Consider the following 14,991-nt stretch of genomic DNA (forward strand, 5'->3'; position numbering starts at 1 on the left):
CCGTCGATCGGGCATGTTTCACAAAGCTGAAGAAAGAGGGATTCTCATGCGTCAGACGAAGGAGACTTCCGGCTTGGTGCTGGTGGTCGAAGACAACCGCAATATCTCCGAGATGATCGGTGAATACCTGGAAGGCCGTGGCTTCGAGGTCGACTATGCGCAGGATGGCCTGGACGGCTACCGTCTGGCTGCCGAGAACAGCTACGACGTCGTCGTGCTGGACCTCATGCTGCCGCGGCTGGATGGCATCGAAGTGTGCCGCCGGCTGCGCAACGATGCGCGCAAGTCGACCCCGGTGCTGATGCTGACCGCGCGCGACACGCTGGATGACAAGCTCACCGGGCTTGGCTTTGGTGCCGACGATTACCTGACCAAGCCGTTCGCGATCCAGGAACTGGAAGCCCGCCTGCGCGCGCTGATCCGCCGCGAACGTCGCCAGGTGGGTTCGGAAGTGCTCAAGGTCGCCGACCTGGTGCTCGATCCGGTCAGCATGCGTGCCACCCGTGCCGGCACCGAGCTGCAGCTGTCGCCGATCGGCCTGCGCCTGCTGACCATCCTGATGCGTGAATCGCCGCGTGTGGTCACCCGCCAGGAAATCGAACGCGAGATCTGGGGCAACGGCCTGCCTGATTCGGACACGTTGCGCAGCCATCTGTACAACCTGCGCAAGATCATCGACAAGCCGTTCGATCGGCCGCTGCTGCACACCGTGCAGAGCGCGGGCTATCGCATCGCCGATATCGCCCAGCCGATGGCCTGATCGACGTCGTGCCGGTGTTGCAGCAGAACCGGCACGGCCGTGGTCGGCAGGGAAGGGGTGAACGTTCCGGATACCGGGTCGTCATCGTCCATGCACGATCACGGCACAGCGCGCTGCCTATAATCGCAGCGCTCTGACCGGGACACCGCAATGCCGCACGGCCTGCCGCGCAAGATCCGTATCGCTTTCATCCTGCAAGCCGTGCTGGCCAGCCTGGGTATCCTGCTGGGTGCCTGGCTGGTTTCGCTGGTGATCAAGCACAGCCTGGTGGGCGCTGCCCTGCGCGAAGAAGCGGCGTACTACTGGACACTGCACGAGGCCTCGCCCGTGCAGCCGCCGCCCAACACCCAGAACATCCGTGGCTACCTGCTGGAACGCGGGCAGTCCAGCCTGTCACTGCCGGCCAACTTGCGCACGTTGGAACCGGGTTTCCACGAACTGCCCGACGACGATCAGCTGGTGCTGGTCGACGCCCGCGAAGAGGGGCGCCTGTACCTGGTGTTCCTGCGCTCGCGCGCGGAGATGCTGGCGTTCTGGTTCGGCATCGTGCCGGTGCTGCTGACCCTGCTGGCGGTATATGGCGCCTCCTGGATCACCTACCGTGCCTCCAAACGCCTGGTATCGCCGGTGAACTGGCTGGCGCGTCGTGTCTCGCGCTGGGATCCCGGCCATCCGGAAGCGGCCGACCTGGAGCCGAACAAGCTGCCGGCGGACATGCAGGGCGAGACCCGGCAGCTGGCGGCGGCGCTGCATTCGCTGGCCAACCGGGTCACCGCGCACGTGGCGCGCGAGCGCAACTTCACCCGTGATGCCAGCCATGAACTGCGCACGCCGCTGACGGTCATCCGCGTGGCCAGCGACATGGCGCTGGGCGATGAAAGCCTGGAGCCGCGCCTGCGCCGCAGCCTGCAGCGCATCCAGCGTGCAGGGCGGGACATGGAAGCGGTGATCGATGCCTTCCTGATCCTGGCCCGTGAGGCCGACGTCGAGCCGCAGGTGGAGCTGTTCGACGTCAACGACATCGTCCGTTACGAAGTGGACAACGCCAACGAGCTGCTGGTGGGCCGGCCGCTGGCGGTGCACCTGCACAGCGACGCGGCCGTGCAGCTGCACGCACCGCCGCGGGTGCTGCAGGTGGTGGTCAGCAACCTGGTGCGCAATGCCTGCAGCTATACCGACGAAGGCCGCATCGACGTGCACGTGCACAACGACCGGGTAGTGGTGAGCGATACCGGCATCGGCATGTCCGCCGACGCGCTGTCGCGTGCGTTCGAGCCGTTCTATCGTGCTGATCCCAGCCGACCGCAGGGCACTGGCCTGGGGCTGTCGATCGTGCGCCGCCTGTGTGACCGCTTCGGCTGGAAGGTCAGCCTGGCCAGCGAGCTGGGCAAGGGCACCGAGGCGACGGTGATTTTCCGCTGAGGGCCGCTTGCCAGCTCGGTAGTTGCCGACCTTGGTCGGCGCTTTCACTGGGATGCAGGTGGACGCATTCATGCCAACCAAGGTTGGCAACTACCGGAGCACGCGCGTTGTCGCGGTAGTGCCGGCCGCTGGCCGGCAACCTCGGGATCAATCAGTTGCAGTTGACCTTCGGCGCCAGCGCCTTGGTCCAGATCGCATAGCCGGCCGGGGTCATGTGCAGCATGTCCTCGCGGAACAACGACGCATCGGGCTGGCCGTCGGCCCCGAGCATCGGTGTGTAGATGTCGGTGTAGCCGGTGTTGGGCAGCTTCGCCAACGCGGCCTTGATCTTCGCGTTGGCGTCGATGATCGCCGGCAGCAGGTGCGCCCGCGATGGGCTGGGCTTGATGGAGACGTATTCCACCTTCGTCTGCGGCAGGTCGCGATGCACGCGCTGCACGAAGGCCACCACGTCATCGCGTACCTGGGTCGCGCTGCGGCCGCTGTTGAGATCGTTGTCGCCGGCGTAGAAGAACAACTTGCACGGCGCGTACGGCACGATGGCCTGGCCGGCGTACCAGGTGCTGTCGCGTACTTCCGAACCCCCGAAGCCGCGGTTGAACACCGGTTGCCCCGGGAAATCCCGGGCCAGGCTGTCCCACATGCGGAAGGACGAACTGCCGATGAACTCGATGCCACCACGCGGCGGCGGGTTGGTGCGGTCGGCGGCGGCGAAGGCGTTCATGTCGGCGGCCCAGGCCACGTTGGAGACCTGCGCAGGGATCTGCGGCGGCGCCGGCGGGCTCAGGGCCTGGGCCAGCGGCGCGGCCAGCAGGCCGAGCAGGATCAGGCAGGTGCGGGGACGGGTCATCGGGCACTCCGGCAGGGCAGGGGGTATCCATCATAGAAGCTGGGCTGGCCCCGCGCTTGGCCGTGCTGGGCCGTTTGCGGGGTCGTTCGCAGGGCCTCACGGCGGGGCGTCCGGGGTGCCATTGCCGCCCTTGTGGCAAAATGGGGGCTGTCTGCCTATCCCTGTGCACCCATGATTTCCTGCCGTGCGTCTGAGCGGTCGCTGCGCCGCGCCCCTGTTGCTGGATCCATCACCCGTGGCTGATCAGTTCGGCCACATGCCCCGCGGCCCGCGCCGCATCTTCCAGGCGGCCCGCTGGTCCTGGCAGGGCCTGCGTGCTGCCTGGCTGCACGAGTCCTCGTTCCGGCTGGAGGTCTACCTGCTGGTGCTGCTGACCCCGCTGGCGATCTGGCTGGGCCAGACCCCGGTGGAGCGCGCGCTGATGATCGGCTCGATGCTGCTGGTGCTGGCGATGGAGCTGGCCAATTCGGCCATCGAGGCGGTGATCGAGCGCTATGGCGCGGAAATCCACGAACTGGCCGGCCGCGCCAAGGACATGGGCTCGGCGGCGGTGTTCGTGCTGATGATGAACGTGCTGCTGTGCTGGGCCCTGGTGCTGGTGCCGCGGTTGTTCCCGGCCAGCGTCGGCTGATCCTTCTTCCTCCCCCTTGTTGAAGACTACCCATGTCCCTTGAGTTTCTCGCCGATCCGAATGTCTGGTTGACCCTGTTCACCTTGAGCGCGCTGGAAATCGTGCTCGGCATCGACAACCTGGTGTTCATCTCCATCGCCGTCAGCAAGCTGCCGGAAAACCGCCGCCCGTTCGCGCGCCGCCTCGGCATCGCGGTGGCCTGCATCACCCGTATCGGCCTGCTGGTCTCGCTGGCGTATCTGGCGCACATGCAGGCGAACCTGTTCACCGTGGCCGGCATGGGCATCTCCATCCGCGACCTGGTGCTGATCGTCGGTGGCCTGTTCCTGATCATCAAGGGCTGGATGGAGATCAAGGAGATGATCACCGGTGGCGAGGACGAGGACCCGACCACCACCAAGACCTCGGCCGTGTTCGGCTACGTGATCGCGCAGATCGCGGTCATCGACATCGTGTTCTCGCTGGATTCGGTGATCACCGCCGTCGGCATCGCCGACCACGTGCCGGTGATGGTGGCGGCGATCCTGTTGTCGGTGGCGGTGATGCTGCTGGCGGCCAACCCGCTGGGCCGCTTCATCGATGCCAACCCGACCGTGAAGATGCTGGCCTTGGCCTTCATCCTGCTGATCGGCGCGGTGCTGATCCTGGACGGCCTGGACGTGCACGTGCCCAAGCCCTACATCTACGCGGCGATGGGCTTCTCGGTGCTGGTGGAGTGGCTGAACCTGCTGATGCGCCGCCGCGCACGCGAACACCACGTGCCGGGCGCCGGCGACTGGTAAGCAAGCGAGACAGAACCCCCGGCCCGGCCGGGGGTTCTGCGTTTCAGGCGTCGCTGCGCTCGCCGGGCATGGCCCGGCGCTACCGAAGCGTGGGCCATGACCGGCGGGGCTTCTTCCCGCAATGCCGGCTTGCAGCTTCCACTTGTGAATCGGGATCAACACTGTTTTCCCGCGTAGTGGCTTACTCCCGGCCGGCAAAGCGCGCAGGCTACGCGCTCATTTTCCACAGGGCCTGCCCCCACGCAGGCAATCCCCATGAATTCCAGAGCCGCATTGCTGGTCCTCGCCGTCGGCGCCTTCGCCATTGGCACCACCGAGTTCACGCCGATGGGCCTGCTGCCGGTCATCGCCAACGGAGTGGGCGTCAGCATCCCCACCGCCGGCATGCTGATCACCGCCTATGCGGTGGGCGTGATGCTGGGCGCTCCGGTGATGACCCTGCTGATGGGACGCTTCGGCAAGCGCACCGCGCTGATGCTGCTGATGTCGATCTTCGTCATCGGCAACCTGCTGTCGGCGCTGGCCCCGAACTACGGCCTGCTGCTGCTGTCACGGCTGGTGACCAGTCTCAATCACGGTGCGTTCTTCGGCATCGGCGCGGTGGTCGCCGCCAGCCTGGTGCCGAAGGAGAAGCAGGCCGCGGCGGTGGCGACGATGTTCATGGGCCTGACCATCGCCAACATCGGTGGCGTGCCGCTGGCGACCTGGGTCGGCCAGCAGCTGGGCTGGCGCCTGGCCTTTGCCGGCACCGCCATACTCGGTGTGGTTGCGATCACCGCGTTGGCCATGGCACTGCCGCCGTCAGCCGCGGGCGCGCGCCCGGATGTGCGGCGTGAACTGAAATCGATCATGCAGCCGCAGGTGCTGCTGGCGATGGCCACCACGGTGCTGGGTGCAGGTGCGATGTTCACCCTCTACACCTACGTGGCGCCGGTGCTGACTGAACTGACCGGTGCGTCGAATGCCTTCATCGCGCTGTCGCTGGCATTGATCGGCATCGGTTTCACCTTCGGCAACGGCATCGGCGGGCGCCTGGCCGACTGGTCGCTGGACGGCGCCACCCGGATCCTGCTGGCGGTACTTGCGGTGCTGATGTTCGTGCTGCCGCTGGCCTTCATGAGCCACGCGACTGCGGCGCTGGGTGTACTGCTGTTCGGTGCGGCGACCTTCGCCATCGTGCCGCCGTTGCAGATCCGGGTGATGCAGGCGGCCAGCGAGGCGCCGGGCCTGGCGTCGTCGATCAACGTCGGTGCATTCAACCTCGGCAATGCACTGGGCGCGGCGCTGGGTGGTGCGGTGATCAGCCTGGGGCTGGGGTACGCGGCGATTCCGGTGGCCGGTGGCCTGCTGGCGGCGTCGGCGCTGCTGCTGGCGTGGCTGGGGCGGGCACGCGCGCCGGTGGCTGAGGCTTGCTGAGGGACGTGTTCCGGCAGGGCTGCGCCCTGCACCCGCAGAGGCCACAGCGACAGCCAGAGCAACGTCGAAAAGCGGGTTTCCTGTGGGTTGGCGGGGTGGGTCCGGTTGAGGGGGACGGCGTAAATACGTCCATGTAGCCTCGGTCGCGCCATCCATGGCGCTCACGCCCCCTCAACCGGACCCACCCCGCCTTCGACAGGTTCCTGCGATCTGTTGGAACCTGCTGCTGATGGTGGGTGCCGACCTTGGTCGGTACGAATGCCTGGAGCATCGGCTTTCGCTTTTGCTCTTTTTTGATCTTCCCGCGGTGTGCAGGAAACCGTCCGTGGCCGGGAGGGTGGGTTGGCTGGGGGCGTGAGCCGCATGGATGCGGCGACCGAGCTTACATGGACGTACTTGCAGCGTCCCCCAGCCAACCCACCCTCCCGGCCCACCCGAGCTGGCTGGACCACACCGCGGAGGGGGCGGCGCCCGATGGCCGGCACTCTCCACACGTCCGTTAACACCGACCATGGCATGCTCGGCGCTCAGTCCACCCGGAGCCTTGGCCATGCGCCTGCTGACCCGCCTCATCCCGTTGCTGTTGCTGGCCTCCCTGCTGTCCGGCTGCGGCTACAACGCCATCCAGCAGAAGGACGAAGCGGTGAAGGCCAGCTGGTCCGAAGTGCTCAACCAGTACAAGCGCCGCGCCGACCTGGTGCCCAACCTGGTGCAGACCGTGAAAGGTTTCGCCAGCCAGGAAGAACGCGTGCTGACCGAAGTCACCAACGCCCGTTCGCGCGTTGGCCAGATCAACGTCAACGCCGACGATGAAGCCTCGCTCAAGCAGTTCCAGCAGGCCCAGGGCGAACTGGGCAGTGCGCTGTCGCGCCTGCTGGTGGTTACCGAGAACTACCCGGTGCTGAAGTCCGACCAGAACTTCCGCGACCTGCAGGCGCAGCTGGAAGGCACCGAGAACCGCATCACCGTTGCCCGTGGCCGCTACATCCAGCAGGTGCAGGACTACAACACCTACATCCGCTCGTTCCCGCAGCTGATCACCGCCAAGATCTTCGGCTACCAGCCCAAGCCGAACTTCACCGTGGAAAACGAAGCGCAGATCTCCAACGCGCCGGCGGTTGATTTCGGCAACGCGCCGCAGCAGCAGCCGGCTCCGGCTCCGGGCCACTGACCGATGCGCCTGGCCGCCACACTGCTGGCCCTGCTGCTGTGGTTGCCGTTGACCGTGCAGGCGCAGACGCTGGCGCCGATTCCGGCGCTGGATTCGCCGGTGGTCGACACCACCGGCACCCTGGATGCGGCGCAGAAGCAGGCGCTGGTGCAGCAGGCGCTGGACCTGCAGCAGCGCAAGGGCAGCCAGATGCAGGTGCTGGTGGTGCCGACCACGCAGCCGGAAGACATCGCCCAGTACACCACCCGGGTGTTCGACCAGTGGCAGATCGGTCGCAAGGGCGTGGATGACGGCGTGCTGCTGGTGGTGGCCAAGGACGATCGGCGGGTGCGCATCGAACCGGGCTATGGCCTGGAAGGCGCGATTCCCGACGCGATCGCCAACCGGGTGATCCAGGAGTACCTGGTGCCACGCTTCCGCGCCAATGACTATGCCGGTGGCATCACCGAGGCCACGGCGGTGCTGGTGAGGATCATCGACGGCGAAGCCCTGCCGGCGCCGATCAGCAGCCAGCAGGGACGCGCCCCGGACGGGGACGGTGATACCTGGATCCTGGCGTTGTTCATCGGCGTGTTCGCCGGCAGCATCCTGCGCGGCGTGTTCTCGCGGGTACCGCGTCCGCTGCGTGGCCTGCTGGGTGGTGCTGGTGCGGCGGTAGCCGCCTTCCTGTTCACTTCCACCTTGCTGGCCAGTGGCCTGGCCGGCGTGGTGGCCGTTCCGGCGGCGGCGGCGCGTCGGGAGGCTGGTGATGATCCAACGTCTGTGCAGGCATCTGTTTTCGCCGTCAGTAAGGCGGGCGTTCCCGCCGGCCACGCTGCAGGCGATCACCGAAGCGATCGCCGCGGGCGAGCAGCGCCATGGCGGCCAGGTGATGTTTGCCGTGGAGGCCGACCTGCCGCTGCATGCGCTGTGGCACAAGGTCACCCCGCGGCAGGCGGCCGAGCATGCCTTCGCGCACCTGCGCACCTGGGATACCGCGCACAACAACGGCGTGCTGATCTACCTGCTGCTGGCCGACCACGCCATCGAGATCGTGGCCGACCGTGGCCTGCACGGGCGGGTCGCGCCCGAGCAGTGGCAGCGGGTCTGCACGCATCTGCGCGAAGGCCTGCGCGGCTCGCAGCCGGTGGCGGCGCTGCGCGATGCCATCGACGAGGTTTCCTCCCTGGTGGAAGGGCACTTTCCGGCCTCGGCGCGGTCCGATCAGGACGGCCTGCCGGACACGCCGCAGATCCTGGGCTGAAGCCCGGCAATCGGGCGACGGCGGCCACCACGAGGCCGCTCCCGGGCGGCGCTAGAATATCGGCATCCCTGCAAGGCGCCCTTCATGATCTATTTCCACGACATCGACCCCATCGCCCTCTCGTTGGGACCGATCAAGGTGCACTGGTACGGCATCATGTACCTGCTTGGCTTCACCGCCGCCTGGCTGCTGGGGCGCAAGCGGATCGCCGACGGGCGCCTGCCGGGCGTCGACGCCAACGGCTTCTCCGACCTGCTGTTCTACGCCATGCTCGGCGTAGTGCTGGGCGGGCGCATCGGCTACATGCTGTTCTACGCGCTGGGCGATTTCCTGCACAACCCGCTGCTGCTGTTCAAGGTATGGGATGGCGGCATGAGCTTCCACGGCGGCCTGCTCGGCGTCATCGCGGCCTGCTGGTGGTGGTCGCGCAAGCATGCGCTGCACTTCTTCGACACCATGGATTTCATGGCGCCGCTGGTGCCGCTGGGCCTGGGCTTTGGCCGCATCGGCAACTTCATCGGCGCCGAGCTGTGGGGCAAGTACACCGACGGCAGCTGGGGCGTGGTGTTCCCGTCCGGCCTGCCGGCACCGTTGAACCAGCTCGACCACGCCACCCTGCAGTCGCAGTTCGCCAGCGGTGCGCTCAACCAGTTCGCGCGCCATCCGTCGCAGCTGTATGAAGCGCTGCTGGAAGGGCTGGTGATGTTCGCGGTGTTGTGGACAGTGTCGGCCAAGCCGCGCCATCGCTATCTCGTCGGCGGCCTGTTCGCGCTGCTGTATGGCATCTTCCGCTTCGCCGTGGAGTTCGTGCGCATGCCCGACAACGGCGTCTACGTGGCCTTCGGCTGGCTGACCAAGGGGCAGATCCTGTGCGTGCCGCTGATCGCCTTCGGCCTGGTGCTGCTGGTGATGTCGCGCCGCGCGCCGGTGCTGCAGCCGCAGCCGCTGGTGACGGCAGAGGGCAAGGCATGAAGGCCTACCTGGACCTGCTCTCGCACGTGCTCGAACACGGCGCGGAGAAGAGCGACCGCACCGGTACCGGCACCCGCAGCGTGTTCGGCTGGCAGATGCGCTTCAACCTCAACGACGGCTTCCCGCTGGTCACCACCAAGAAGCTGCACCTGCGCTCGATCATCCACGAGCTGCTGTGGTTCCTGAAGGGCGATACCAACATCGGTTACCTCAAGGACAACCAGGTGCGCATCTGGGACGAGTGGGCCGATGCGAACGGCGACCTCGGCCCGGTGTACGGCAAGCAGTGGCGCAGCTGGGCCACGGCCGACGGCGGCCAGATCGACCAGATGCAGTGGCTGGTGGAGGAGATCAAGCGCAATCCGGATTCGCGGCGGCTGGTGGTCAGTGCCTGGAACGTGGGCGAGCTCTCGCAGATGGCGTTGATGCCGTGCCACAACCTGTTCCAGTTCTACGTGGTCGACGGCAAGCTCAGCTGCCAGCTGTACCAGCGCAGTGGCGACATCTTCCTCGGCGTACCGTTCAACATCGCCAGCTACGCATTGCTGACCCACATGGTGGCGCAGGCCACCGGCCTGGGCGTCGGCGATTTCGTGCACACGCTGGGCGACGCGCACCTGTATTCGAACCACTTCGAGCAGGCCCGCGAGCAGCTGTCGCGTGAACCGCGCGCGCTGCCCACGCTGTGGTTGAACCCGGAGGTGAGCGATCTGTTCGGCTTCCAGTTCGATGACATCCGCATTGATGGCTACGATCCGCATCCGGCGATCAAGGCGCCGGTGGCGGTATGAGCGCGCGCCCACGCGTTGCGGCACTGCTGGCGTTGGCTGGCCTGGCGCCGCTGAGCCTGGTGCAGGCGGCGCCTGCAGACACCCTCGCATTGGCCCGGCAGGTCAACGAGCAGATCGTGCACAAGCACATGCGCGGGGAATTGCAGAGCTTCGTCCGGACGCTCGATGGCAGCGCGCCACTGCCCAGCGACATGCCAGCCGGCTGCCAGGCACAGGTGCGCGAGGCGGTGACCGGCATGTACGCGGCGATGGCCGAACACCTGAAGGCTGGCATCGAAGAGACCGCCTACCAGCATGAGCTCGAGCAGCGCCTGGCGGTGGTCTATTCCAGCAAGGAACTGCAGGGATTCCTGGCGCGCAGCGGCAGCACCGACGTTGCCACGCTGTCCAGGGACATCCTGTCGGGACCGGGCCTGAAGGAGATCGAGGACGCGCAGATGCAGAGGATCCTTGAAGGCCTGGACGAGAATTCCACGTCGAACCCGGCGCTGGCTGCAGCGCTGCGCGCGGCCAGTGCCGCCAACGAGGCCTGTACACGCCTGCAGATCGACGCCGGCTGAGGAGGCCACACCTTGAAACTTTCGATGATCGTGGCACTGGATCGCAATCGTGGCATCGGCCAGGGCAATGCCATGCCCTGGCACCTGCCGGACGACTTCAGGCACTTCAAGGCGTTGACCCTGGGCAAGCCGATCCTGATGGGGCGCAGGACCGCCGAATCGATTGGCCGCGTGCTGCCCGGTCGAACGAACCTGGTGCTGACCCGCAGCGGCCAGGTGCCGTTCGAGGGCATGCGCGCGGTGGCCTCGCTGGACGAGGCGAAAGCGATTGCAGAGGGCGAGGGCGCCAGCGAGCTGTGCATCATTGGTGGCGGCGAGATCTTCGGCCAGCTGCTGGACCAGGCCAGTGATCTGTACCTGACCTGGGTGGACGCCGAAGTACCGGCCGATACCCACTTCCCGGAGGTGGATGAGCGCCTCTGGCAGGAGGTGGCCAGTGAACCGCACCCGGCCGATGAGCGTCACGCCTACGCGTTCCGCTTCGTGCATTACGTCCGCCGCTGAGGCGTGGAAAGCCGGGCCGTGCCCGGCTCTACAGGATCGTTTTACGGCATCCGGTAGTGGCCGATGATGGTGTGCTGGAACAGCAGGTTCTCTTCCCGCGTACCGCGCGCGATGTTGTGCAGTACCAGCGGCGTGCCGTCGGCCAGGCGCCGGTCGGAAACGATGCCTACGTGCAGCAGGCCGTTGCCGTTGAGCTTCCAGGCCACGATGTCGCCGGCAGCGAAGTCGCTGGCGCGGGCACTGATCGGTTGCTGCCAGCCGTGGCGGTCGAACCAGCGCATCAGGTTGGGCACGCGCCGGTGGTCGATGTTCCGATCCGGTCGGGACAGGCCCCAGAGGGGCGGATAGGCGCTGAAATCAGCGCGCATGTCTTCGTTCACGCGGACCTGCAGGTCCAGCCCCTGCGTACGCAGGGCGCGGACCACCACGTCGGTGCATACGCCGCGATCAGCGGGCACGTCGCCACCGGGGTAGGCCAGTACCTGATAGGCAGGGTCGTAGCGGGTGGTGACGCCGACCTGTGCGCGCGCGGCAGCGACCAGCGGCGGCGAAGGTGCAGGAGCTGATGCAGGGGCGGCGGTAGCGTCGGCGCCGACGGTCGCGGGCGACGATGAGGGCTGGCAGCCGCTGGCCAGGGCCAGCGTCAGCAGCAGCACCGTCCATGGTGCGCGGTTGCCGGGCGTCATGCCGAAGGAGGCGTTCCGTTGTTGTTGCCACCACCGCCACCACCACCACGGCGGCGGCGCCGGCGCGGACCACGGTTGCCCGGGGCGCCAGCCGTTGCAGCGTTGCCGTTGCCCTGGCTGTTGTCCTTGCCTGCCGTGCGCTCGTGTGCCGGTCGCGCGGGCGGCCGCGCGTTGGCGACCGGTGCCGGCACGTCGCGTCCCGGTACCTGCACCACGCGCAGCTCATCGGTGTCGAGCTGGATCGCGGTGAGCTTGCCACCCCACACGGCACCGGTGTCGATCGCGTGGATGCCCTGGGTGATGGTCAGGCCGAGCGCGGACCAGTGGCCGCAGACCACCTTCAGGTCGCGCTCGACCCGGCCCGGCACTTCGAACCAGGGATACAGCCCCTGTTCCTGGGTGCCCGGCGTGCCCTTGTCCTCGATGCCGATGCGGCCGCGTGAGGTGCAGTAGCGCATGCGCGTGAGCACGTTGATGATCGCCCGCGAGCGCTCGTAGCCGGTCAGGTTCGGCGCCCAGCTGGGCTTGTCGCCGTACATGTTGCGGAACAGCTTGCGGTAGCCGGCGCCGTGCAGCTGCACTTCCACTTCGGCCGCATGCTTCTCGGCCATCTGCGTGGTCCACTTCGGCGCAAGGCCGGCATGCACCATCATCCAGCCAAGCTCACGGTCCACGTGCACCAGCTTCTGCAGGCGCAGCCAGTCCAGCAGCACGTCGCGGTCTTCGGCCTGGACGATGCGCAGCAGGTCCGGGTTGACCTTGCGCTGTTCTTCCTCGGTGCGCGCACCGACGGCCAGCAGGGAAAGGTCGTGGTTGCCGAGCACCACCACGCTGTGTTCGCGCAGCGAATGCACCAGCCGCAGCGTTTCCAGTGACTGTCCACCGCGGTTGACCAGGTCGCCGCAGAACCACAGGGTGTCCTGCGCCGGATCGAACCGGATCTTCTCCAGCAGGCGCTGGGTTACGTCATAGCAGCCTTGCAGGTCGCCGATCGCCCATACACTCATCGTTCGGCCTCCGTGTCAGTGCAGGGTGCGCGGGATGGCCAGCACGAAGGGTGCGACCGGCGCGGCGAATTCGGTGCCGTCGTCGGCCACCATGTCGTAATGGCCCTGCATCGTGCCGTGCTCGGTGCCGAGCATGACACCCGAGGTGTAATGGAAGTCTTCACCCGGACGCAGTCGCGGCTGTTCGCCGATCACGCCATCGCCATCGACATGCTCGACGCGGCCATTGGCATCGGTGATGCGCCAATGGCGTGCGACCAGGCGCGCGGCAACCCGGCCCTGGTTGTGGATGCGGATCGTATAGGCGAACGCATAACGACCGTCTTCCGGCGCGGATTGGTCGTCGAGGAAGCGCGGGGCGACTTCGACGGAGATGGCATAAACGTCAGCGTCTTCCATACCGGCAGTGTAATCAGGTGGCATTGGCCAAAGCGATGAATTCAGCCACGTCCAGCTGTTCGGCGCGGGCATCGGGGCGCACGCCGGCGGCCACGAACTGCTCGGCGCTGACCACGTTGTTCAGGGCATTGCGCAGGGTCTTGCGGCGTTGGCCGAAGGCGGCCTTGACCACCTCGGCGAAGCGCTTGTGGTCCTTGATGTCGATGCTGGCCGGGTCGCGCGGCACCAGGCGCACCACGGCCGAATCGACCTTCGGCGGCGGCCTGAACGCACCCGGCGGCACCACGAACAGCGAGGTCACCTCGCAGTAGGCCTGCAGCATCACGCTGAGGCGGCCGAACACCTTGCTGCCGGGACCGGCAGCCATGCGGTCGACCACTTCCTTCTGCAGCATGAAGTGCATGTCCGAGACCACCGCAGCATGTTCCAGTGCATGGAACAGGATGGGCGAGGAGATGTTGTAGGGCAGGTTGCCGACCAGGCGGATCGGCTGGCCGTCGGCCAGCTCGGTGAAATCGACCCGCAGCACGTCGCGGTTGACGATGGTCAGTTCACCCAGCGGCTCGGCGGCGGCGGTCAACGGCGCGATCAGGTCGCGGTCGAACTCGATCACCGTCATCATCGGGTGTACGCGCAGCAGCGGCAGGGTGATCGCACCCTGGCCCGGGCCGATCTCGACCAGGCGGTCGCCGTCCTTGGGATTGACCGCCATCACGATCTTGTCGATGTAGTAGCGGTCGGCAAGGAAGTGCTGGCCGAGCTGCTTCTTGGCCGGGGCGGAAAACACCGGGCCGGAGGGGGAATGCGGGGAAGTCATGTGCTCAGTGTACGTTGCCGCGCCAGCCGCGCACACAGCGTTGTGGCGGCCTGCAGGCTGGAAGGATCGGCAATGCCGCGGCCGGCAAGATCCAGCGCGGTGCCGTGGTCGACCGCCACGCGCGGATAGGGCAGGCCCAGGGTCAGGTTCACCGCCTGCTCGAAGCCGGAGTACTTCAGCACCGGCAGGCCCTGGTCGTGGTACATGGCCAGCACGGTGTCGAAGCCGGCCAGCTTGGCCGGCAGGAACGCGGTATCGGCCGGCAGCGGACCGATCAGGTCCATGCCCTCGCTGCGCAGGCGCTGCAGCAGCGGGATGACCAGGTCCAGTTCCTCGCGGCCGAGGTGGCCGTCTTCGCCGGCATGCGGGTTCAGGCCAAGCACGGCGATGCGCGGTGCGGCCAGGCCGAACTCGCGGCGCAGCGCGGCATGCACGGTGCGTAGGGTGTGTTCCAGGCCGGGCGCGGTGATCGCATCGGCAACCTCACGCAGCGGCAGGTGGGTCGTGGCCAGGGCAACGCGGACGATGTCGTTGGCCAGCATCATCACCACCTTCACCCCGGCCTGGTCGGCCAGCAGTTCGGTGGTGCCGCTGTAGGCGATGCCGCCCTGGTTGATCACCGCCTTGTGCACCGGGCCGGTCACCACGCCGTGCAGTTCACCGGACAGGCAGGCCTGGCCCGCACCGAGCAGGGCGCCGATCACCGCACCTGCGTTGGCAGGGTCGGTGTGGCCGAAATGGCTGGGGACGCTGTTGGCGACGGCGCGCAGGCGCAGATCGCCAGGGACGCGTGCGTGTGCGTCCTCGGGCAGCAGTTGCAGGGGGAGATCCAGCGCGGCTGCGGCCGCGCGCAGGGTGTCCGGATCGGCGAATGCCAGCAGCCGGCAATCATCGCGCGGCTGCTGGACCAGTCGGACACACAGTTCCGGGCCGATCCCGGCGGGCTCGCCCGGTACCAGAGCGAGCTCGGGGAGCATGGC

17 protein-coding genes and 1 pseudogene are annotated in these 14,991 nt (G+C 67.2%); 12 read left to right on the plus strand and 6 right to left on the minus strand.

Annotation, left to right across the window (positions count from 1 at the left end):
• Window positions 1-46 precede the first annotated feature (46 nt).
• Both ACUXVE_RS09365 and ACUXVE_RS09370 read left to right on the plus strand, forming a co-directional pair.
• Entirely contained in the window at window positions 47-760 is a 714-nt protein-coding gene (locus tag ACUXVE_RS09365; RefSeq protein ID WP_002811889.1) for a response regulator transcription factor, read from the plus strand.
• A gap of 150 nt (window positions 761-910) precedes the next feature.
• Entirely contained in the window at window positions 911-2,182 is a 1,272-nt protein-coding gene (locus ACUXVE_RS09370; RefSeq protein ID WP_032974932.1) for a sensor histidine kinase, read from the plus strand.
• A gap of 151 nt (window positions 2,183-2,333) precedes the next feature.
• Here the strand turns inward: ACUXVE_RS09370 and ACUXVE_RS09375 are convergent, their stop codons facing one another.
• A complete protein-coding gene (locus tag ACUXVE_RS09375; protein ID WP_445514294.1) occupies window positions 2,334-3,032 on the minus strand; it encodes an SGNH/GDSL hydrolase family protein in 699 nt (232 codons plus the stop codon).
• A gap of 235 nt (window positions 3,033-3,267) precedes the next feature.
• Here ACUXVE_RS09375 and ACUXVE_RS09380 point away from each other — a divergent pair, with 235 nt between their 5' ends.
• The 10 genes and pseudogenes from ACUXVE_RS09380 (at window position 3,268) to ACUXVE_RS09425 (ending at window position 11,102) form a co-directional block, all read left to right on the plus strand.
• Complete coding sequence (locus tag ACUXVE_RS09380; RefSeq protein WP_025877898.1) at window positions 3,268-3,663, plus strand: diacylglycerol kinase; 396 nt, start codon at window positions 3,268-3,270, stop codon at window positions 3,661-3,663.
• 32 nt (window positions 3,664-3,695) lie between these two features.
• Window positions 3,696-4,445: a TerC family protein gene (locus ACUXVE_RS09385; protein ID WP_059066043.1), complete on the plus strand. Its 750-nt coding sequence runs from the start codon at window positions 3,696-3,698 to the stop codon at window positions 4,443-4,445.
• Between the two features lie 255 nt (window positions 4,446-4,700).
• Window positions 4,701-5,861 carry an MFS transporter gene (locus ACUXVE_RS09390; protein ID WP_445514295.1) on the plus strand — a complete coding sequence of 387 codons (1,161 nt, stop codon included), beginning with the start codon at window positions 4,701-4,703 and terminating at the stop codon, window positions 5,859-5,861.
• A 550-nt stretch (window positions 5,862-6,411) separates the two neighbouring features.
• Window positions 6,412-7,032 (plus strand): LemA family protein, encoded by a 621-nt coding sequence (locus tag ACUXVE_RS09395; RefSeq protein WP_025877902.1) that lies wholly within the window; start codon window positions 6,412-6,414, stop codon window positions 7,030-7,032.
• 3 nt (window positions 7,033-7,035) lie between these two features.
• Window positions 7,036-7,758: pseudogene (locus ACUXVE_RS09400) on the plus strand (TPM domain-containing protein); the annotation flags it as partial.
• 22 nt (window positions 7,759-7,780) lie between these two features.
• Window positions 7,781-8,275 carry a TPM domain-containing protein gene (locus tag ACUXVE_RS09405; RefSeq protein ID WP_222390675.1) on the plus strand — a complete coding sequence of 165 codons (495 nt, stop codon included), beginning with the start codon at window positions 7,781-7,783 and terminating at the stop codon, window positions 8,273-8,275.
• Window positions 8,276-8,359: 84 nt separating this feature from the next.
• Complete coding sequence (gene lgt / locus ACUXVE_RS09410; RefSeq protein WP_445514296.1) at window positions 8,360-9,247, plus strand: prolipoprotein diacylglyceryl transferase; 888 nt, start codon at window positions 8,360-8,362, stop codon at window positions 9,245-9,247.
• Window positions 9,244-10,038, plus strand: a complete 795-nt coding sequence (locus ACUXVE_RS09415) for a thymidylate synthase (protein ID WP_222390672.1) — start codon at window positions 9,244-9,246, stop codon at window positions 10,036-10,038. Before lgt ends, ACUXVE_RS09415 begins: the two co-directional genes overlap by 4 nt.
• Window positions 10,035-10,598 carry a hypothetical protein gene (locus ACUXVE_RS09420; protein ID WP_093818944.1) on the plus strand — a complete coding sequence of 188 codons (564 nt, stop codon included), beginning with the start codon at window positions 10,035-10,037 and terminating at the stop codon, window positions 10,596-10,598. The genes ACUXVE_RS09415 and ACUXVE_RS09420 overlap by 4 nt, the downstream gene beginning before the upstream one ends.
• A 12-nt stretch (window positions 10,599-10,610) precedes the next feature.
• Window positions 10,611-11,102 carry a dihydrofolate reductase gene (locus ACUXVE_RS09425; protein WP_093818945.1) on the plus strand — a complete coding sequence of 164 codons (492 nt, stop codon included), beginning with the start codon at window positions 10,611-10,613 and terminating at the stop codon, window positions 11,100-11,102.
• 41 nt (window positions 11,103-11,143) lie between these two features.
• Here the strand turns inward: ACUXVE_RS09425 and ACUXVE_RS09430 are convergent, their stop codons facing one another.
• Genes ACUXVE_RS09430 through pdxA form a run of 5 tightly spaced genes read right to left on the minus strand, consistent with a single transcriptional unit; the run spans window position 11,144 to window position 14,988 of the window.
• On the minus strand, window positions 11,144-11,788 hold the full coding sequence (locus tag ACUXVE_RS09430) for a DUF1287 domain-containing protein (RefSeq protein WP_301910158.1): 645 nt from the start codon (window positions 11,786-11,788) through the stop codon (window positions 11,144-11,146).
• Entirely contained in the window at window positions 11,785-12,795 is a 1,011-nt protein-coding gene (locus ACUXVE_RS09435) for a symmetrical bis(5'-nucleosyl)-tetraphosphatase (RefSeq protein WP_033830390.1), read from the minus strand. The genes ACUXVE_RS09430 and ACUXVE_RS09435 overlap by 4 nt, the downstream gene beginning before the upstream one ends.
• A 15-nt stretch (window positions 12,796-12,810) precedes the next feature.
• A complete protein-coding gene (gene apaG / locus ACUXVE_RS09440) occupies window positions 12,811-13,194 on the minus strand; it encodes a Co2+/Mg2+ efflux protein ApaG (RefSeq protein ID WP_025877914.1) in 384 nt (127 codons plus the stop codon).
• A gap of 13 nt (window positions 13,195-13,207) precedes the next feature.
• Window positions 13,208-14,011, minus strand: coding sequence for a 16S rRNA (adenine(1518)-N(6)/adenine(1519)-N(6))-dimethyltransferase RsmA (rsmA, locus tag ACUXVE_RS09445; RefSeq protein WP_445514297.1), 804 nt, complete (start codon window positions 14,009-14,011; stop codon window positions 13,208-13,210).
• On the minus strand, window positions 14,008-14,988 hold the full coding sequence (gene pdxA, locus ACUXVE_RS09450) for a 4-hydroxythreonine-4-phosphate dehydrogenase PdxA (RefSeq protein ID WP_093818948.1): 981 nt from the start codon (window positions 14,986-14,988) through the stop codon (window positions 14,008-14,010). Before pdxA ends, rsmA begins: the two co-directional genes overlap by 4 nt.
• Between the last annotated feature and the right edge of the window lie 3 nt (window positions 14,989-14,991).

Source organism: Stenotrophomonas sp. 3(2025), assembly GCF_052665395.1.